The following is a 19,483-nucleotide window of genomic DNA, read 5'->3' as shown; positions in this document are numbered from 1 at the left end:
CCTCCCGTGGCCTTCCCGGCGGTCCCGTCGCCGCCGGGTGCGTGCGACCGCCCGCCGGCGGCGGTCGAACACGCTCACGGTGATGCATGCCCGTCCGGCACGGCGGCACGCCTGGCGCGGCGTCCCGACACGTGCCCGGCGGGTCAGGGCCGGGGGATGTTGCGCAGGTTGGAGCGGGCCATCTGAAGCATCCTGCCCACGCCTCCGTCCAGCACCATCTTGCTGGCGGAGAGGGCGAAGCCGGTCACCATCTCGGCCTTGATCTTGGGCGGGATGGAGAGGGCGTTGGGGTCGGTCACGACATCCACGAGCGCGGGCCCGTCGTGCCTGAAGGCGTCCTTGAGCGCGCCCGCGAGCTGCTTGGGCTTCTCGACACGTACGCCGTAGGCGCCGCAGGCGCGGGCCACGGCGGCGAAGTCCGGGTTCTGGTTGGTGGTGCCGAAGGAGGGCAGGCCGCCGACGAGCATCTCCAGTTCGACCATGCCGAGCGAGGAGTTGTTGAACAGGACGACCTTCACCGGCAGGTCCAGTTGGACGAGAGTGAGGAAGTCCCCCATCAGCATGGAGAAGCCGCCGTCGCCGGACATCGCGACGACCTGCCGGTCCCGCTCGACCAGTTGCGCGCCGATGGCCTGCGGCAGCGCGTTGGCCATCGAACCGTGGCTGAACGAGCCGATGACGCGCCGTTTGCCGTTGGGCGTGATGTAGCGGGCCGCCCAGACGTTGTTCATGCCGGTGTCGACGGTGAAGACCGTGTCGTCGTCGGCGAGGTCGTCGAGGACCGAGGCGACGTACTCGGGGTGGATCGGGATGTGCTTCTCGACCTTGCGGGTGTAGGCGCTGACCACGCCCTCCAGCGCCTCGGCGTGCTTCTTCAGCATCCGGTCCAGGAAGCGGCGGCTGGATTTCGTCCGCACCAGCGGGGTCAGGCAGCGCAGCGTCTCGCGGACGTCGCCCCAGACGGCGAGGTCGAGCTTGGAGCGGCGGCCTAGGTGCTGGGGCCGTACGTCGACCTGGGCGATCTTCACGTCGTCGGGGAGGAAGGCGTTGTACGGGAAGTCCGTACCGAGCAGGATCAGCAGGTCGCACTCGTGGGTGGCCTCGTAGGCGGCGCCGTAGCCGAGCAGGCCGCTCATGCCGACGTCGAACGGGTTGTCGTACTCGATCCACTCCTTGCCGCGCAGGGCGTGGCCGACGGGTGCCTTGAGCTTCTCGGCGAACTCCATGACCTCGTCGTGGGCCCCGGCGGTGCCGCTGCCGCAGAAGAGGGTGACCTTCTCCGCCTTGTCGATCATCTCGACCAGCTTGGCGATCTCGCTCTCGCCGGGGCGCACGCTGGGCCGTTCGGTGACCAGCGCCGATTCGATGGACTTCTCGGGGGCGGGCTTGTCGGCGACGTCGCCGGGGAGGGTGACGACGCTGACGCCGCCCTGGCCGACGGCGTTCTGGATCGCGGTCTGGAGCAGGCGGGGCATCTGCTCCGGGTTGGAGATCATCTCGCAGTAGTGGCTGCACTCGCGGAAGAGGAGTTCGGGGTGGGTCTCCTGGAAGTAGCCGAGCCCGATCTCGCTGGAGGGGATGTGGGAGGCGAGGGCGAGCACCGGTGCCATCGAACGGTGCGCGTCGTAGAGGCCGTTGATCAGGTGGAGGTTGCCCGGGCCGCAGGAGCCGGCGCAGGCGGTCAGCTCACCGGTGACCTGCGCCTCGGCTCCGGCGGCGAAGGCGGCGGTCTCCTCGTGGCGTACGTGCACCCAGTCGATGCCGGGGGTGCGGCGGACGGCGTCGACGACGGGGTTGAGGCTGTCGCCGACCACGCCGTACATCCGCTTCACCCCCGCACGGACGAGGATGTCGACGAACTGCTCGGCGACGTTCTGCTTGGCCATGCCTCACGCACCCCATTTCCCGCACCTGTGCGGCTTGACGGATTCACCGGGTCCCGCATCGGGTACCCGGTGAATCCATCAAGTCACGGAGCGGGCGCTCACGCCTCCCAGACGGCGGCTGCCGTGCGGTCGCCGGCGTACCCCTCCACCCGCAGGCGGGCGTCGGCGAGGAAGCCGTCGAGGCCGGGCGGGGCGCCCGCGCCCCAGCGTGCGCGGAGGCGGGCCGCGAAGGCGGGCTCCGCGCGCAGGGGCGCGGCGAGGCCGGTGGTGCTGAGCAGCAGCACGTCACCCGGGCGGGCTACCGAGGCGCGGAAGCGGAAGGGTTCGCGGGCCGGCTCGACGGCCGGCTCCCAGGGCCCCGGCGGCACCTCGATCCCGAGCTCCCTGGTGATCCGCTCGCCCCCCGCCGCCCCGGGGCGCCGCGCGTCGCCGTGTTCCTCCTCGCGGGGGTGCGGCTCCAGGTCCTGCCAGGCGCCGTCGCGCAGCCGGTGCAGGCCGCCGTCGCCGACGCCGAAGAAGACCCGGGTGGTGCGGGCCGGGTCGGCGGGGAGCAGCAGGCAGCGCAGCGAGGCCGTGTACGCCTCCGGTTCGGCGCCCAGTTCGGCGGCGCGGGCCCGCAGTCTGCCCAGGGCGTGGTCGGTGAGCCGGTGCAGGCCGGAGGAGAGTTCGGCCCGGCGGCCGTCACGGAGGTCTCCCGCGAGACGGGGGTGGCTGCGGCCGACGGCACGGGCGATCCAGCCGCAGACCTCGGCGGCCGCCCGGTGCGTACCGGTGCCGGTCCGGGCTCCGGTGGCGACCGCCACCAGGGCGACGGCGTCCGGGCCGGTGCCGAAGCGGGCGGTCAGCAGCGCGTCCCGGCGCGGCTCGCCCCGGAGGCGGGCGGTCTCACCCCGCAGCGAGACGGCCCGCAGGGTGAGGGAGCCGTGCCGGCCGCCGTCCAGGACCGTGTCCGGAACCAGGTGGTCCAGGTGGTCGGGGTCGGCGGCGGGCAGCACGGCGGGCCCTGGGTCGCAGGCGGCCGGCCCTTCGCCCCTGTGCGCCGGCTCCGGCACGCGCCCGGCCCGTGTCGCGGCGGCGGGAGGAACCCCGCTCCCCGGCCCCTGGGGGGAGCCTCGCTCGTCCGGCGCCGGTGGTACGGGGGCGGGGGCCCCGGCACGTTCCTCGCGGGGGCGGTGCGCCGGACGTCCGGGCGCCGGCTCGACCGGGGTCGGCGAGGCGTCCCGGGGAGGGTCCGGGGGCGTGGTCCCGCCGGAGGTCCTGGGCGGGGCCTCGGCGTCCGGGCAGCCGTCCGTGAACGGGGCCGGTGCGGTCGGGGGCCTCGGAGAAGCGGGCGCCCGGGTTTCACCGCTCTCGCCGCCGGAGGCGCTCCAGGTTCCGGACGGAGGAGTCCGTGGTGCCGCCGGGCCGGGGCCCGGGCGGGTGGCGCGCGGGTCCGGAACGGCTTCGGCGGCCGGGGCCGGTCCCGGGGGCGCGGGCGCCGCGCCCGGCCGGGGAGCCCCTGCTGACGGGCCCGCGCCCGGAACGGGCGGCGCGCCCGCACCGCCCGGCGAGTCCGCGGCCTCCGCTCCTGCGGGCCCCGGACGGGTTGTTCCGGAGGCCGGGGCCGGGACAGTGTCCGGAGTGGGCGCCCGCCGGGTTCCCGGGGGCTGCCGGGCCGAGGGCTGGTGCGGGACGGTGCCGAGCGTGCCGGAGGCCGAGGCGAAACGGTCGTCCAGGCTGTCGCCGGCACCCGGGGCCGGGCCCGTGTCCTCGGTGACCTCGTCGTACAACTGCGCCCACCAGGCGTCCTCCTGGGCCGAGGTGCCGGTGCGCCTGTCCCCCTGATGACTCATGCCCCTAATAGTCCACCGCGCCAGCCGCCGGAAAACGGGGGAAGCGGGATTTTCGGCCGCCGACCGCCGGTGGGCCCGGCGCCCGCCGGGCGGCCTCACCCCCCACGGGAAGGCCGCCCGGCGAGGCCGGCACGACCCGGCCCGACGCGCATTCCAGGTACGCGCCGGGACGGCGGACGGCGGCGGATTCCCTCCCCTGTCCGGCGGCAGCGGGCACGCGGCCCGAGCGGGCACACGGGGGCTCCGACGACGGAGACCGGGAGGAATCGCCGCAGGCCCGGCGGGTTGCCGGGTCGCGGTGCGGACACAGTGGCAGACGGTCCGGGGGTACGGGGATGATGAGGGCAGGCGGGTTTGTGCCGTGGCTGGTTTCCGCCAGCCGGCGGCCGGGCCGGTGAACGACCGGGGAGGGGAGCGGCGATGCTCGCGGCGATAGGTCTGGACGAGCGGCACGAGGCGGCGTACCGCGCGCTGGTGGCGGTCGGGGTGGCGGAGGTGCCGGAACTCGCGCACCGCCTGGGCACGGACGAGGCGGGGACGGCCCGGGTGCTGCGCAGGCTGGAGCAGCACGGGCTGGCCGCCCGCTCCACGGCGGCGGCCGGCCGCTGGGTGGCCGCTCCCCCGGGCGTGGCGCTCGGCGCGCTGGTGACGCAGCGCCGGCACGAACTGGACCGGGCAGAGCTGGCCGCGGCGCTGCTGGCGCAGGAGTTCCGAGCCCGGGCGGCCGAACCCGCGGTGCAGGACCTGGTGGAGGTGGTGACCGGCGCGGAGGCGGTCTCGCAGCGCTTCCTCCAGATGCAGTACGGCGCGAGGCACGAGGTGTGCGCGCTGGTCACCGGTGCCCCGGTGGCCGTCACCGGCCAGGAGAACGCGGCGGAGGACCAGGCGGCGGACCGGGGTGTGGCCTACCGGGTGGTGCTGGAGCGAGAGGTGATCGCGGGGCCCGGGGGGCTGCGCGAGGTGGCCGAGGCGATGGGCCGCGAGGAGCGGGTGCGGGTGGCGGAGCGGGTGCCGACCAAGCTGGTGGTCGCGGACGGCTCGCTGGCGATGGTGCCGCTCACCTCGCGTGGGGCGGCGGCCCCGGCGGCGCTGGTGGTCCATGCCAGTGGGCTGCTGGAGTCCCTGTCGGGGCTGTTCGAGGCGGTCTGGCGGGACGCGCTGCCGCTGCGACTGGGCGCCGACGGCCCCTTCGAGGAGGCGCCGGACGGCCCGGACGTGACGGACCTGGAGGTCCTGTCGCTGCTGCTGGCGGGATTGACCGACGTGAGTGTGGCCAAGCAGCTGGACCTGGGGCTGAGGACGGTGCAGCGCAAGGTGAAGCGGCTGATGGAACTGGCCGGGGTGACGACCCGCCTCCAGCTGGGCTGGCACGCGTACGAGCGCGGCTGGGTGGCGCGCGACTGACCGGGCCACCCGGGTGGCGGGCGCCCGGACGCCCCGCCCGGCCTGCGTCCCGGGGCGGACCCGCGCAGCCTGGGTCAATGAGTGCCTGGGAGCTGCTGCTGGTGGGGGTGGTGATGGTGCTGGGCCTCGCGGGCGTCCTGGTGCCGGGCCTGCCGGGCACCTGGCTGGTGTGGGCGGCGACGCTGTGGTGGGCGCTCCAGGACCGGTCGTCGACGGCCTGGGGGGTACTGGTCGGCGCCTCGGTGCTGTTGCTGGTCGCGCGGCTGGTGTGCTGGCAGCTGCCCGGCCGCTCGGGGGAACCGATGGGGGCGCGGCTGGCCCAGTGGGCGGGGTGGGGCGCGCTCGCCGGGTTCGTGGTGGTGCCCGTGGTGGGGGCGCTCCCGGGGGCGCTGGTGGGGTTGTACGCGACCGAGCGGGTGCGGCTCGGCCGCCGGGGGGACGCGGCGGCCGCGGTCCGGGACGTGCTGCGGCGCGGCGGCTGGCGGGTCCTGGTCGAACTCTTCGCCTGCCTGCTGGTGGCGGGCGCCTGGGCGGGGGCGCTGGTGTGGGGGTGAGCCCGGTCAGCCGGCGGGGGTGGCGGCCGGTGCCCGCTCCAGGCCGAGCAGCCAGGTCTTGCGTTCCAGTCCCCCGGCGTACCCGGTGAGGGACCCGTCGGCGCCGACGACCCGGTGGCAGGGGCGCACGATCAGCAGCGGGTTGGCCCCGACGGCGCCGCCCACCGCGCGGACGGCTGGGCCGCCGACGCCGATACGGGCGGCGAGCTGTCCGTAGCTGACGGTGGTGCCGTACGGGATCTCGTCGAGGGCGGCCCACACGCGCCGCCGGAAGTCGGTCGCGGGCGGGGTGCCGAGGCGGAGCGTGAAGCGGTCGCGGTCCCCGGCGAAGTACGCGTCGAGTTCGCGGCGGGCCTCGGCGAAGGGGGCGTCGTCGCGGACGGCACCGGGGCCGGGGAGGCCCTTGGCGCCGGGGGCGCCGGGGACGGTGAGCGAGGTGAGGGCGCCGGCGGCGTCGCAGGTGAGGAGGAGGTGGCCGAGCGGCCCGGCGTGAGTGGTCCAGTACGCGGTCATCGTTCTTCCTGGCGGTGCGGGTGGCGCCCGGCGGGTGCGGCGGGCAGTTCCAGTGTGCCGGGCCCGGGGCCCGGGGGCTGGCGGGAAAACGACATGGCGTTCCGCCCGTGGCCCGCCGGTCCTGCCGCCACAGCGGACCGGCGGGCACCGAGGGGCCGGGACGCCCCGGACCCTCGCGTGCCGGGCCTCTCGCCGGACCGGGCGCGGGTATCGGTCAGCGGATGCGGCCGCGCTTGGCGTCGGCGGCGGCCCGGCCCTCGGCTCCCTTGATCCGCCACTCACGGCGGATCTCCCGGCGGAGGCGGGCGTCGGTCTTGGCGACGATGCGCTGGTTCTCCCGCTGAAGCTTGCGGTGACTCTCCAGGCGCCGCACCGGCAGCTCCCCGGCGTCGACGGCGGCCAGGACGGCACAGCCCGGTTCACTGTGGTGCGCGCAGTCCTGGAAGCGGCACTGCCGGGCGTACTCCTCGATCTCGGCGAAGACCCGCTCCACGCCGGAGCCCGCGTCCCACAGACCGACGCCGCGCAGTCCCGGGGTGTCGATGAGGGCGCCGCCGCCCGGCAGGGTGAGCAGGTTGCGGGTGGTGGTGGTGTGGCGGCCTTTGCCGTCCATGTCGCGGACGGCCTGGACCTCCATGGCCTCCTCGCCGATCAGGGTGTTGGCCAGCGTGGACTTGCCCGCGCCGGACTGGCCGAGGAGCACCGTGGTGCCGGAGCCGACCAGTGCGGCCAGGCGTTCCGTTCCGGTGCCGTCCGCGCTGCTGACGGCGAGGACGGTGACGCCGGGTGCGGCCCGCTCCACGTCGGCGACGAGATGGCCGAGGGTGACCGGGTCGGGTACCAGGTCGGCCTTGGTGAGGACGACCAGCGGTTCGGCGCCGGACTCCCAGGCGAGCGCGGTGAAGCGTTCGATCCGGGCCAGGTCGAGTTCGACGGCGAGCGGGACGGCGACGACGGCACGGTCGATGTTGGCGGCGAGCACCTGCCCGTCGGAGCGGTTCGAGGAGCCGGAGCGGACGAAGGCGGTCCGGCGCGGCAGGTAGTGGCGGACGTAGCGCGGGCGGCCTCCCTCGGGGTCGAGGGCGGCCCAGTCACCGGTGCAGATGACCTTCATCGGGTCGCGGGGCACGACGAACGCGGTGTCGGCGCGGACGGTGCCGTCCGGCGTGACGACGTCGCACTGGCCGCGGTCGACCCGGATGACCCGGCCGGGGACGAGGCCACGGGCGGCGTGGGGACCGAAGGCGTCCTGCCAGTCGGCGTCCCATCCGTACGGGACGAGGGCCGGAGGGAGGACGGTGGAGGCGGCGGAGCGGGTGGAGACCTCGGTGGAGGCGGCGAAAGACAAGGGGGGACCCTTCGAAGGGCGGCCCCGGGGGCGTCGTACGGGCCGGTCGTTACCGGTCGGTCGCCCGGGGGCGGCGGGTGGGAGCAGCGGCACGCTGAGTGCGGGCGAAGCCCGTCTCGGTCTCGACAGCCATCGGTCACACCTCCTGGTTCGTACGGCAGGGGACGTGGCGGCGCGTGAGTGCGCGGCCACCGTCGTGAACTGTGAGGACCGTAGCCCGGGGCGGAGTGAGGGGGCCACAGGTTTTTCCGGGCCCGGCCTGGACCGCACCCGCAGGATCTGCCCGGCCCGCGCACCGGGGCTAGCGTGGAGGGGACGGCCCGCACGCGTGCACCGGCGCGCTCGCGGGCGACACGTCCACGGGAAGGTGGTCCTCGTGCCCCAGCACCCGCCCGGTCAGCCCGGTCCCAGCGGCGGCCGTACCGGAACCGAACCCGTCCTCGCCCGCAGCGCGCTCGGCCTGCGCCTGGTGATCTCCTGTGTCGCCGTTCCGCTCTTCGCGGCGGTGACCGTGCTGCTCTCGGTCTGGGCGGCGTCCTCGTCCGAGACGGACAGTCCCAGCGGCACCTCGCTCACCGTGCTCGCCGCCATCTTCGGGGTGCTCACCCTGATCGCCGTGGTCGACCTGCTCGTCGTGGTGCGCCGGCGCTCGCGGGCCCGGGCGGCCGCGCGCGAGGCGGCACGCGACCGCCCGTCCTGAGGCCGCGCCGGTCGGCGACGGTGGCGGAATCGACGGCCTGATCGGCTCGCAGTCCATGCGGTCATCGTCGGCCGGACGGGGCGGGGGCGCATGCCGAAGGGTGAGGGGGAGCGTCCGGACGGGGCGCCTCCGTGGGCCACGGCCGGGCCGGGGATCAGCCGCGCGGGGCGCCGAAGGTGCCGTGGCCGAGCTGGCCGACCTGGATCACCGGAGCGTGGTGGGTGCCGCCGGTGACGGTGTTGTTGATGTGGACGCCGCCTCCGGACGGCTCGGCAGGGGCGGTCTCGTCGAGCAGCCGGCGCAGTTCGGCGGCGGCCTCGGGGTCAGCGCGCAGCAGGCGGCGCAGGCGCAGCTGCCACTCCTCCTGGATGTCGGCCCGGTGCTCCGCGTCGCCGTTGCGGTCGGCCTCGGCCAGCTCGGCGCGGGCGGCGGTCAGCTCGCCGGCGACCTGCTCCTCGTCGCCGCCCCGGGCGAAGAGGCGGGCGACCCGCCCGCGCGTGGCCGACCAGGCGTCGGAGACCATCAGGCCGACCAAGGAACTGGCTCCGCTGGCGGCGAGCGCGGCGAGTTCGGCGTCCAAGTTCTTCTCCCCCTGCGTCACTTCGGCCGCGCAGGGCGGCCGGTGCGGGCCGTACCGCCCGCGCGGGGTCCACGGTAGGCAGCCCCGCGCCCGGCCGGTAGTCCCCCGTACCGGTGGTGAAACCCGGCCGCGCCGCGACGGGCCGGTTTCCGTTTTGCTTTGGCGGCGGGAGGCGCGAGGCTGTGACCATGAGTACACACTTCGACGTGGTGGTGCTGGGCGCTGGCCCCGGCGGGTACGTGGCGGCGATCCGGGCCGCGCAGCTCGGGCTGCGGGCGGCGGTGATCGAGGAGAAGTACTGGGGTGGCGTCTGCCTGAACGTGGGCTGCATCCCCTCCAAGGCACTGCTGCGCAACGCGGAACTCGCCCACCTGGTGAACAACGAGGCGAAGACCTTCGGCATCCGGATCGACGGTGAGGTCACCTTCGAGTACGGGCCCGCCTTCGACCGCAGCCGCACGGTGGCCGACGGCCGGGTCAAGGGCGTCCACTACCTGATGAAGAAGAACCAGATCACGGAGCTGGACGGCCGGGGCACCTTCACCGACGACCACACGATCCGGGTCGACGGCCCCGACGGCAGCCGGACGGTCACCTTCGACCACTGCGTCATCGCCGCCGGAGCCACCACCAAGCTGCTCCCGGGCACCGAGCTGAGCGAGCGGGTGGTGACGTACGAGGAGCAGATCATGACGCGTGACCTGCCCGAGTCGGTCGTCATCGCCGGCGCGGGCGCGATCGGCGTGGAGTTCGCCTACGTCATGCACAACTACGGCGTGAAGGTGACGATCGTCGAGTTCCTGGACCGGATGGTCCCCAACGAGGACGTCGAGGTCTCCAAGGAACTGGCACGCCGCTACAAGAAGCTCGGCATCGAGGTACTGACCTCGACCCGGGTGGAGTCGATCGAGGACTCCGGGCCCAAGGTGCGGGTGACGGTCAGCAAGGACGGGCAGCGGCAGGTGCTGGAGGCCGACAAGGTCCTCCAGGCGATCGGCTTCCAGCCCCGGGTGGCGGGCTACGGCCTGGAGAACACCGGCGTGGCGCTGACCGGGCGGGGCGCCATCGACATCGACGGGCGCTGCCGCACCAACGTGCCGCACATCTTCGCCATCGGCGACGTGACCGCCAAGCTGATGCTGGCGCACACCGCCGAGGCGATGGGCGTCATCGCGGCCGAGACGATCGGCGACGCGGAGACGATGGAGCTGGACTACGCGATGATCCCGCGCGCCACCTACTGCCAGCCGCAGATCGCCAGCTTCGGCTACACCGAGGCCCAGGCCCGGGAACTCGGCTACGACGTCCAGGTGGCGAAGTTCCCCTTCATGGCCAACGGCAAGGCGCACGGCCTCGGCGACACGGGCGGCTTCGTCAAGCTCATCAGCGACGGGACGCACGGCGAGCTGATCGGCGGCCACCTGATCGGCCCCGACGTCACCGAACTGCTGCCGGAACTGACCCTGGCCCAGCAGTGGGACCTGACCGTCCACGAGGTCGCCCGCAACGTCCACGCCCACCCGACCCTCGGCGAGGCGGTGAAGGAAGCGGTGCACGGCTTGGCCGGACACATGATCAACATGTGAGGCGCGGGACGGACTCCGTCCGCTGACGGCTCCTGGGCAGCGCCGGCGGGGTCCCGGCCATTGCCCCTGCCCCGCACGGAGTGTGCCGGGCGCGTCGGTCCGGCGCGCCCGGCGGGCGGGACGAAGCGGGGCGAAATAGGATGATGCGAGGTTTTCTGCGGGCGGGTGTCTCGGTCACGACCCCGGCCGACCCGACGGACCCGGGAGCGGTCGATGAACGGGCAACGCCCCCCGCGCGAGGAGAGCGCGGACGCCCTGCTGACCCGGCTGGGGCGGCTCACCGCGGTCGCCCGGGAGCGCGTGGAGGTGCAGCAGGCCCGGGTGGAGCTGGCGGAGGCGCTCCAGCGGGAGATGCTGCCCGCGCGCCTGCCGCAGGTCCCGGGACTGCGGGCGGCCGCCCGGTACGCACCGGCCCGCGACGGGCTCGACATCGGCGGCGACTGGTACGACGGCTTCGAGCTCGGCGACGGCACCCTCGGCTTCTCCATCGGCGACGTCCAGGGCCACGACGTGGAGGCGGCCGCCTTCATGGGGCAGGTCCGGATGGCGCTGCGGGCGGTGGCCAGTACCGTCAGCGACCCCGGCGAGATCCTGAGCCGCGTCAACGACCTGCTGGTCTCCGTGGACGGCCCGCTCTTCGCCACCTGCTCCTTCCTCCGCTTCGACCCCGCCACCAACGAGCTGTACAGCGCGCGGGCCGGCCACGTCGGCGCGGTCTGGGCGGCGGCCGACGGCCAAGGCGGCGTCGCCGAGGACGTGGGCGGCCTGCCGCTCGGCATCCTCTCCGGCGAGCGCTACCCGGTCACCCGCCGCCGCTGGACGCGCCCGGGAGCGTACGTCCTGCTGACCGACGGCGTCGTGGAGGGGCCCTCGTTCTCGATCGAGGAGGGCCTCGCCCGCGTCACCCAGCTGGTGATCGCCGGGGTGGGGCTCGCCCCCGGCTCGCTCGCCGACCGCGTGATGCGCGTCGCCGGGCGCACCGGCCACCTGGACGACGCGGCGGTCCTGGTCCTCGCCTACGAGGGAACCGCACCGGGAGGCGGGCACCCGTGACCCCTCGCCCCGATCCCCCGGGCCGCCGGAGGCACCGTCCCGACGGGCGCCCGTCCGGCCCCGGCCCGGGCAGGCCACCGGGCGCCCACGAACCGGCGCCGCCGGAGGAGGCCGCCCCCTCGGAGGGCTCCGTACCGCCCGGTCCGCCCGGCGGCGCTTCCCCCGAGCGGACCGGCTCCTGGCGGGCCGGGCTGTCGCTGGAGCAGTTGCGCCGGGCCGCCGGGGCCGGTCCGCGCCGGGAAGGGCGGGCGGCGGCGGCGCCGGTGCGGGCCCTGCGCCTGGCGACGCTGATCCTCGCCGTCGCTCTCGCCTACTACGGCGCCGGCCGGCTCGGCCTGCTGCGCCAGGTGGTGATCGAGGGGGCCACCGTGACACCGCTGTGGCTGCCCTCCGGGGTGGCCCTCGCCGCTCTCTTCACCTTCGGCCCCCGCATCGCGCCGGGCATCGCCCTCGGGATGCTCGCGGTGACCTCCACCATCAGCCCGGTCACCGCGTTCTCCGTGCTGACGGCGGTGGGCAACACCCTCGCACCGCTCACCTCCTGGTACCTGCTGCGGCTGGTCGGCTTCCGCCCCTCGCTGGAGCGGTTGCGGGACGGGCTGGCCCTGGTCTTCCTCGGGGCGCTCGGCGGGATGACGGTGAGCGCGGCGGCCGGCACCGGCACCCTGCTGGCCACCGGCAAGATCTCCCCCGTCGACGTCTGGCCGGTGTGGGCCGCCTGGTGGGCGGGGGACGCGCTCGGGGTGCTGGTCGTGGTGCCGTTGCTGGTGGTGCTGGTCCGCCCCCGCCTCCCGCGCGACGCGCTGGGCCGGACCGAACTGCTGGGGCTGCTCGCGGTGACCGGCACCCTCACCTCGGTGGCCATCTACAGTCCGCTCGACCTGCTGTTCCTCGCCTTCCCGCTGCTGATCTGGGCGGCGCTGCGGTTCGAGCTGACCGGCAGCGCGCCCGCCGCCCTGATCGTCGCCGTGCTGGCGGTGACGGCGGCCGTCGACGAGGAGGGGCCGTTCGCCGGGCGGGGGGTGGGCTCGGTGATGCTCAACCTCCAGGCGTTCAACGTCTCGGTGGCCCTCACCGGCCTGCTCCTCTCCTCCCTGATGACCGAGCGCCGCCATATCCGCGAGCGCATCGAGGATGCCTGCCAGGAACTGGCCGAGGTGGTCGACACGCTCGCCCCCGGCGCCGCCGGCCGACGAGCCGGAAGGGCGGAGGAGGAACCGGGACCCGAAGGGGACGAGGGGCGCGGGAGGACGGGGGCGGGGTGGGGCGCCGGCTGACGGGCACCGCGCCGCCCCCGGCCCGGCCACCCCTGGCCCCCGTCCCGTACCGCCGCGCCGAGTGCGCATTTTCGGACACTCCATGGCGAGATGCACCAGGTCGGCCCCCACGGGAAGATCCACGCCCGCTAACTTTCTACATGCGTGTAGAGAGCGCAGGGGCGGCCCCCCGGATCACCGAATCGCATGTTCCCGAAAGGACAGCTGTGGCCTCGATCGACCTGGACAAGGTGCTGGACAAGGCGTGGGCGGAGAAGAGTCTGCCGGAGATCCTCGCGGAGCCGGTCTCCGCGCTGAAGGGCGTCTCGGACCGGGACGGTGAACTCCTCGACGAGGCGTTCGGCGTCAAGACCGTCTCCGACCTGGCGCGGCTGAAGTACGCCCGCTGGGCTCAGGCGCTCGCCGCGCTCGACACCTCCGCCCCGTAGCACCGCCGCCCGCCGCACCCCCCGCTTCGCGCGGCGGGGGCGGCGGGCGGACCCGCGACCACGCCCCCGGTCGGCGAAAGTCCAGCCCGGCCGACGTTTGAGGCCGCCCCACCGGCACCGGGGACCGGCCGCAACCCGTCCCGTCCCGGCGGGGCCCAGCCGGCCCCGCGCCCCGCCGGGACGGGGCAGCCCTACTCCCGCCCCCGCGCCCGCCGGAACCGGGCGAGTCCCTCGGCGAGCTCCACCACGGGCTCGGGGTAGTCGACGGCCGCCCGGTCGGGCCCCGCCAGTTTCCAGGGCTCGTGGACGGCGCCGCCCTCGACGCCGGCCAGTTCGGGGACCCAGCGGCGTACGTACGCCCCGTCGGGGTCGTAGCGGTGGGCCTGGCGGACGGGGTTGAGGACGCGGTGGGGGCGGGTGTCGGTGCCGGTTCCGGCGACCCACTGCCAGTTCATCTGATTGTTGGCGATGTCGCCGTCGACCAGGAGGGAGAGGAAGTGGTCGGCGCCGGTGCGCCAGTCCACGTACAGGGTCTTGGCGAGGAAGCTGGCGGCGAGCAGGCGGCCCCGGTTGTGCATCCATCCTTCGTGGGCGAGCTGGCGCATGGCGGCGTCGACGATCGGGAAGCCGGTGCGGCCCGCGCGCCAGGCGTCGGTGTCGTGCGCGGCGTCGCGGCCGGTGCGCCAGTGGTCGCCGCGGGTGCGGTAGTCGGCGTGGGCGGCGTCGGGGCGGGCCGCGAGGACCTGGTGGTGGAAGTCGCGCCAGCAGAGCTGGCGGACGAAGGCGGCCGGGCCCGGGCCCTCCTCGCCGCGTGCCCGGTGGACCAGTTCGGCGGGTGAGAGGGTGCCGAAGTGCAGGTGCGGGGAGAGCCGTGAGGTGGCGTCACCGGCGAGGTCGTCGTGCTGCTCCTCGTACGCCCCGGCGCCCCGGCGCAGCCAGGCGGTGAGCCGGTCGCGGCCCACGCTCTCCCCGCCGGCCGCCAGTGCGGCGGAGACCCCGCGCACGTCCCGCCGGGCGGGCACCGCCTCGGAGCCGATCCCGTCCGGCACCCGCACGGTGCGGGGCGCGCCGAGGGGCCGGCGCAGGTGCCGCCCTGACCACTTGCGGAAGTACGGGGTGAAGACGGCGAAGTGGTCGGAGGAGGCGGGGGTGACCGCGCCGGGCGGCAGGGCGGTGGTGACGCCCTCGTGGACGAAGAGCCGCCGCCCCTCGGCCTCCAGCGCCCCGCGCAGCCGCTCCTCGCGGCGCCGGGCGAAGGCGCTGACGCCTTCCGCGAGGTGGACCTCGCCGGCGTCGGCCTCGGCGGCGACCCGGCAGACCTGCTCGACCGGGTCGCCGGAGCGGACCACGAGCCGCCCGCCGCGTTCTCGCAGGGAGTGGTCCAGGTCGGTGAGGCAGTCGGCGAGGAAGGCCGACCGGTTGGGCGCGGCGAACCCGGCCTCGGCCACGGCGTCGTCCCGGACGAAGAGCGGTACCACGGCGTCGGTCGCGTCGAGCGCGGCCCGTAGCGCGGGCTGGTCGTGCAGCCGCAGGTCGGAGGTGAAGAGGACGAGGGAGACGGTCATGACGCTCTTTCGGGGAGGGCGGGCCGGCGTTCAGGGAGAGGGGCGGGAGGTCCCGGGGGCGTCCTCCTCGCGGGCGGCGGTGAGCGCGATGTTGCGGGCCATGCCGCCGAAGACGACGGCGTGGAAGGGCGAGACGGACCACCAGTACGCCTGGCCGGCCAGTCCGCGTGGCAGGAAGACGGCGCGCTGGCGGTAGCGGGTGCGCCCGGCCTCGTCGCGGTCGACGGTCATCTCCAGCCAGGCCAGACCGGGCAGCCGCATCTCGGCGCGCAGCCGCAGCAGGCGGCCCGGCTCGATCTCCTCGACCCGCCAGAAGTCGAGGGACTCCCCGACTCTCAGGTGCTGGGCGTCGCGCCGCCCGCGTCTGAGGCCCACCCCGCCGACCAGCCGGTCGAGGCGGCCGCGCACCGCCCAGGCAAGCGGGAAGGAGTACCAGCCGTGTTCCCCTCCGATGCCTTCGACGACCCGCCACAGGGCTTCGGGGGAGGCGTCGACGACGCGTTCGCGCCGGTCCTCGTAGAGGCTGCCGCCTGACCAGTCGGGGTCGGTGGGCAACGGGTCGCTGGGGGCACCGGGGACGGAGGCGGAGGACCAGCGGGTGGCGACCTGGGCGTCCTGGACACGGCGCAGCGCCAGCGCGAGCGCCTCGTCGACGCCGAGCGGCCGGCCCGGCGCGTCGGGGACGTACCGCGCGATGTCGTGCTCGCGGCAGACCACCTCGTGGCGGAGCGACTCGGCGAGTGGGCGGGCGATGTCCGCCGGCACGGGCGTGACCAGGCCGATCCAGAAGCTGGAGAGGTGAGGGGTGAGGACGGGGACGGGGAGGATCAGGCGGCGGGGCAGGTGGGCGACGGACGCGTACCGCTGCATCAGTTGGCGGTAGGTGAGGACGTCGGGGCCGCCGATGTCGAAGGTGCGGTTGACCTCGGGGGGCATGGCGGCGGAGCCGACCAGGTAGGCGAGGACGTCGCGCACGGCGACCGGTTGCATACGGGTGTTGACCCAGCTCGGGGTGATCATCAGCGGCAGCCGCTCGGTGAGGTAGCGGAGCATCTCGAAGGAGGCGGAGCCGGAGCCCAGCACCACGGCGGCGCGCAGCACGGTGGCCGGCACCCCGGAGTCGAGCAGGATGCGGCCGACCTCGGCGCGCGAGCGCAGGTGCGGCGAGAGCCGGCTCTCGGGGACGCCTTCGGGGGTGAGGCCGCCGAGGTAGACGATCCGGCGGACCCCGGCCTCGTGGGCCGCGCGGGCGAAGATCCGGGCCGCCTCGCGGTCGGTGCGCTCGAAGCCGGAGCCGGTGCCGAGGGCGTGGACGAGGTAGTACGCCACGTCCACGCCGCGCATCGCCTCCCGCACCGAGTCCGCGTCGGTGACGTCGCCCCGGACGACCTCGGCGCGCTCGGTCCAGGGCAGGTCACGCAGCTTGCGCGGGGTACGGGCCAGGGCGCGGACCCGGTAGCCGGCGTCCAGCAGGGCGGGGGCCAGGCGGCCGCCGACGTAGCCGGTGGCTCCGGTGACCAGGGCCAGCGCGCCGTCGCCCTCGGGGACGGCCGCGGTGGGGTGCTCGTTGCTGCTCATGGCCTCGCTCATGGCTCTCTCCGGCTTCGGTGACCCGGTGGAACGGCCGGGTCGGGACCGTCGTTGCGGGACGTCGGGGTCCGTCCCCTGACCCCCACCGTCTCGCGCCGTCCCCTCTTCCGCGCGTCCCGGGCACGCGGGTGCGCCGGGGGCGGGCGGGGTGCGGCGGGGACGCCGATAGGCTGGCGGCGTGGCCGGGACAGACGAGGTGACGGGCGGGGCGGGTGGCCCGGCGGGCGGCGGGCCGGACCTGGTGGCGCTCGCGGTGGAGCTGCGCCGCATGCACGGCGAGGTCAACCGGCTGGCGCACGCCTTCGCCGCCGGGCAGGGCCTGCACGCCACCGATGTGCAGGCGCTCGCGGCGATCCTGGACGCCCCCGAGCCGATGACGCCGGGCCGGCTGCGCGAGCGGCTGGGCCTGACCTCCGGCGCGGTCACCGCCTGCCTGGACCGGCTGGAGCGCGCCGGGCACATCCGCCGTACCCGGGACACCCGCGACCGGCGGGTGGTGCACCTGCACTACGCGGAGGGCGGCAAGGCGCTGGCCCGCGCCCACTTCCAGCCGCTCGCGACGGCCGCCGCCGCGGCCAGGGCGCGGCTGACCCGGGAGGAGGCGGACGCCGCGCTGCGCTTCCTCGCCGCGATGAACGAGGAGTTCGCGCGCATCCGGGGGCCACAGCAGCGTCCGGGCGCCTGACGCGCGGCCGGTCCGCGGGGCTTGCGGGGCGAACTCCCCGCCCACGGCGCATCCGGCGGCCGTACTCGCCCGGAAGGGTGAAGTGTGACGTGAGGCCGTGGCCGCGCGGTGCTGCCCGCACGCGGTGTGGCGTACCCCTTGTCCGGCCCGGAGACGGGTATGCGTAGCATCACCCGGGATCTCTCAATCATTGAGATAGTCAGCGATCGAGTCTTCTCCACAGCGTGGGCGCCCCCGTACCCACGCTCGTCCGCCAGCCCGTCCGAACCCGATTCCGCGCCGCCCGCGCCACGTCCCAGGAGTGCGATGTCCAGCGCCGCCCGCAAGGGCCGAACCGCCCGAATCCTCGTTCCCCTCGTCCTGCTGATCGCCTGGCTCGGCATCGGCGGCACCCTCGGCCCGTACGCGGGCAAGCTCGGCGAGGTCGCCACCAACGACCAGGCCGCCTTCCTGCCGCAGAGCGCCGAGTCCACCCAGGTGTCCGAGGAGCAGCGGGCCTTCTCCGCCGACGAGTCCGTGCCCGCCCTCGTCGTCTGGACCGCCAAGGACGGCGGGCGGCTGCCGGCCGACGCCCGCGAGGCCGCCACCGGCACCCTCGCCGCCCTCGCCGACGCCGACTTCACGGCCGGACGGCCCTCCCCCGCCCTCGCCTCCGAGGACGGCGAGGCGCTGGAGGGCGTCGTTCCGCTCCGCGCCGGGCTGGACGAACTCCAGCCCGTACTGGACGAGATCAGGCAGGCTGCGGCGAAGGTGCCGGGCACCGCGGTGGCCATCGCCGGGCCCGCCGCCAGCCAGGCTGACCTCTCCGACGCCTTCGCCGGGATCGACGGGCTGCTGCTGGGTGTCGCGCTCGTCGCCGTGCTGCTGATCCTGCTGGTGGTCTACCGCAGCGTGCTCCTCCCCCTGGTGATCATCTTCGGCGCGGTCCTCGCCCTCGGGCTCGCCTGCGCGGTGGTCTACGCACTGGCCCAGCGGGACGTGGTCCGCGTCGACGGGCAGGTGCAGGGCATCCTGTCGATCCTGGTGATCGGCGCCGCCACCGACTACGCGCTCCTGCTCACCGCCCGGTTCCGGGAGGAACTGAGCCTGCACGGCGACCGGTTCACTGCGATGCGGCTCGCCTGGCGGCAGTCGTTCGGGCCGATCACCGCCAGCGCCGCCACCGTCGCCCTCGGCCTGCTGGCCCTGCTCCTGAGCGACCTCACCAACAACCAGGCGCTCGGCCCGGTCGGCGCCATCGGCATCGTCTGCTCGGTCTTCAGCGCGCTCACCTTCCTGCCCGCCGCCCTGGTCCTGCTGGGGCGTGCCGCCTACTGGCCGGCCCGCCCCAAGGTCACCGGCACCGGCGGCAGCCACCGCCTGTGGCAGCGGGTCGCCGACCGGGTCGACCGGACGCCGCGCAGGGTCTGGGCGATCACCCTGGCCGCCCTCCTGGCGTGCGCGGCCTTCGCCCCGACGCTGACCAGCCGGGGTGTCCCGCTGGACGAGATCTTCGTCAACGACGCGCCCTCGGTCTCCGCCCAGGAGACACTGAGCCGCCACTTCCCGGGCGGCGCGGGCAACCCGGCCGTCGTCATCGCCGACGCCGGCCGGGCCGACGAGGTGGTCGCGGCGGCCGAGAAGACCGCGGGCGTCGCCTCGGTCGCGCCGGTCACCGAGTCGGGGCGGCCGGGCGGCGGCGAACCGCGGGTCGTGGACGGACGGGTGCGGATCGACGCCACGCTCCAGGACGGCGCCGACAGCGACGCCGCCAAGGAGACCGTGGCCCGGCTGCGGACCGCCGTGCACGCGGTCGACGGCGCCGACGCCCGGGTCGGCGGCTACACCGCGCAGCAGTACGACACCCAGCGCACCGCCGAGGCCGACCGGAACCTGATCATGCCGGTGGTGCTGGCGATCATCCTCGTCATCCTGATCGCGCTGCTCCGCTCGCTGGTGACGCCGCTGCTGCTGGTGCTCACCGTGGCGCTGAACTTCGCCGCCACCCTCGGCATCTCCGCGCTGGTCTTCACCCACGTCTTCGGCTTCTCCGGGACCGACGCCTCCGTCCCGCTCTACGGCTTCGTCTTCCTGGTGGCCCTCGGCGTCGACTACAACATCTTCCTGATGTCCCGGGTCCGCGAGGAGACCGCGCTGCACGGCACCCGGGAGGGCGTCCGGCGCGGCCTGACCACCACCGGCGGCGTCATCACCTCGGCCGGCGTGGTCCTGGCGGCGACCTTCGCGGCGCTCGGCGTGATCCCGCTGGCCTTCCTCGCCCAGATCGCCTTCATCGTCGCCTGCGGCGTGCTGCTCGACACCCTGGTGGTCCGCTCCCTGCTGGTGCCCGCCCTGGTCCGCGACATCGGCCCCGCCTCCTGGTGGCCGGGGGCGCTCAGCCGCCGGGCCGAGCCCGCGAAGGAGGCCGCGAGCGAGCCCCGCATGACTGCATGACCGCATGACCGCAGGCCGTACGCATACCACGGACCTCCCCCGCCCCCGG

The 19,483-nt window shown here is 75.2% G+C and carries 16 protein-coding genes; 9 read left to right on the top strand and 7 right to left on the bottom strand.

The window, feature by feature from the left end; translation table 11 throughout:
* Positions 1-143: 143 nt before the first annotated feature.
* Both ACSLIC_RS22660 and ACSLIC_RS22655 read right to left on the bottom strand, forming a co-directional pair.
* Positions 144-1,886, bottom strand: coding sequence for a pyruvate dehydrogenase (locus ACSLIC_RS22660; RefSeq protein WP_436739544.1), 1,743 nt, complete (start codon positions 1,884-1,886; stop codon positions 144-146).
* A 98-nt stretch (positions 1,887-1,984) separates the two neighbouring features.
* Entirely contained in the window at positions 1,985-2,881 is an 897-nt protein-coding gene (locus ACSLIC_RS22655) for a protein phosphatase 2C domain-containing protein (protein ID WP_436739543.1), read from the bottom strand.
* Between the two features lie 1,257 nt (positions 2,882-4,138).
* Here ACSLIC_RS22655 and ACSLIC_RS22650 point away from each other — a divergent pair.
* Together ACSLIC_RS22650 and ACSLIC_RS22645 are read left to right on the top strand one after the other, a co-directional pair.
* Entirely contained in the window at positions 4,139-5,122 is a 984-nt protein-coding gene (locus ACSLIC_RS22650) for a helix-turn-helix domain-containing protein (RefSeq protein ID WP_436739542.1), read from the top strand.
* A 77-nt stretch (positions 5,123-5,199) separates the two neighbouring features.
* The gene (locus ACSLIC_RS22645; RefSeq protein WP_436739541.1) at positions 5,200-5,676 is read left to right on the top strand and encodes a DUF456 domain-containing protein; all 477 of its coding nucleotides are present in this window, start codon (positions 5,200-5,202) and stop codon (positions 5,674-5,676) included.
* A gap of 6 nt (positions 5,677-5,682) precedes the next feature.
* Here the strand turns inward: ACSLIC_RS22645 and ACSLIC_RS22640 are convergent, their stop codons facing one another.
* Together ACSLIC_RS22640 and rsgA are read right to left on the bottom strand one after the other, a co-directional pair.
* Positions 5,683-6,189 (bottom strand): methylated-DNA--[protein]-cysteine S-methyltransferase, encoded by a 507-nt coding sequence (locus ACSLIC_RS22640; RefSeq protein ID WP_436739540.1) that lies wholly within the window; start codon positions 6,187-6,189, stop codon positions 5,683-5,685.
* 214 nt (positions 6,190-6,403) lie between these two features.
* A complete protein-coding gene (gene rsgA, locus ACSLIC_RS22635; protein WP_436739539.1) occupies positions 6,404-7,537 on the bottom strand; it encodes a ribosome small subunit-dependent GTPase A in 1,134 nt (377 codons plus the stop codon).
* 376 nt (positions 7,538-7,913) lie between these two features.
* Between rsgA and ACSLIC_RS22630 the strand changes: the two genes are divergently transcribed.
* On the top strand, positions 7,914-8,237 hold the full coding sequence (locus tag ACSLIC_RS22630; RefSeq protein ID WP_436739538.1) for a DUF6343 family protein: 324 nt from the start codon (positions 7,914-7,916) through the stop codon (positions 8,235-8,237).
* 154 nt (positions 8,238-8,391) lie between these two features.
* Here the strand turns inward: ACSLIC_RS22630 and ACSLIC_RS22625 are convergent, their stop codons facing one another.
* Complete coding sequence (locus ACSLIC_RS22625; protein WP_436739537.1) at positions 8,392-8,817, bottom strand: hypothetical protein; 426 nt, start codon at positions 8,815-8,817, stop codon at positions 8,392-8,394.
* 188 nt (positions 8,818-9,005) lie between these two features.
* Between ACSLIC_RS22625 and lpdA the strand changes: the two genes are divergently transcribed.
* The 4 genes from lpdA (at position 9,006) to ACSLIC_RS22605 (ending at position 13,161) form a co-directional block, all read left to right on the top strand.
* Complete coding sequence (lpdA, locus tag ACSLIC_RS22620) at positions 9,006-10,403, top strand: dihydrolipoyl dehydrogenase (RefSeq protein ID WP_436739536.1); 1,398 nt, start codon at positions 9,006-9,008, stop codon at positions 10,401-10,403.
* A 213-nt stretch (positions 10,404-10,616) separates the two neighbouring features.
* Positions 10,617-11,456, top strand: a complete 840-nt coding sequence (locus ACSLIC_RS22615; protein WP_436739535.1) for a PP2C family protein-serine/threonine phosphatase — start codon at positions 10,617-10,619, stop codon at positions 11,454-11,456.
* On the top strand, positions 11,453-12,733 hold the full coding sequence (locus ACSLIC_RS22610; protein WP_436739534.1) for an MASE1 domain-containing protein: 1,281 nt from the start codon (positions 11,453-11,455) through the stop codon (positions 12,731-12,733). The genes ACSLIC_RS22615 and ACSLIC_RS22610 overlap by 4 nt, the downstream gene beginning before the upstream one ends.
* A gap of 206 nt (positions 12,734-12,939) precedes the next feature.
* On the top strand, positions 12,940-13,161 hold the full coding sequence (locus tag ACSLIC_RS22605; RefSeq protein WP_436739533.1) for a hypothetical protein: 222 nt from the start codon (positions 12,940-12,942) through the stop codon (positions 13,159-13,161).
* Between the two features lie 191 nt (positions 13,162-13,352).
* Here the strand turns inward: ACSLIC_RS22605 and ACSLIC_RS22600 are convergent, their stop codons facing one another.
* Positions 13,353-14,726, bottom strand: a complete 1,374-nt coding sequence (locus ACSLIC_RS22600) for a cryptochrome/photolyase family protein (protein WP_436739532.1) — start codon at positions 14,724-14,726, stop codon at positions 13,353-13,355.
* A gap of 30 nt (positions 14,727-14,756) precedes the next feature.
* A complete protein-coding gene (locus tag ACSLIC_RS22595) occupies positions 14,757-16,304 on the bottom strand; it encodes an SDR family oxidoreductase (RefSeq protein WP_436739531.1) in 1,548 nt (515 codons plus the stop codon).
* 190 nt (positions 16,305-16,494) lie between these two features.
* Between ACSLIC_RS22595 and ACSLIC_RS22590 the strand changes: the two genes are divergently transcribed.
* Complete coding sequence (locus ACSLIC_RS22590; RefSeq protein ID WP_436739530.1) at positions 16,495-17,001, top strand: MarR family winged helix-turn-helix transcriptional regulator; 507 nt, start codon at positions 16,495-16,497, stop codon at positions 16,999-17,001.
* A gap of 306 nt (positions 17,002-17,307) precedes the next feature.
* Positions 17,308-19,434 (top strand): MMPL family transporter, encoded by a 2,127-nt coding sequence (locus ACSLIC_RS22585; RefSeq protein WP_436739529.1) that lies wholly within the window; start codon positions 17,308-17,310, stop codon positions 19,432-19,434.
* The last annotated feature ends 49 nt before the right edge of the window (positions 19,435-19,483 follow it).

It is taken from the genome of Streptomyces sp. BBFR102 (assembly GCF_051397025.1).
Lineage (GTDB): Bacteria > Actinomycetota > Actinomycetes > Streptomycetales > Streptomycetaceae > Streptomyces.
The sequence above is the reverse complement of the archived record's forward strand: the minus strand, read 5'-3'. Positions and strand labels throughout refer to the sequence as shown.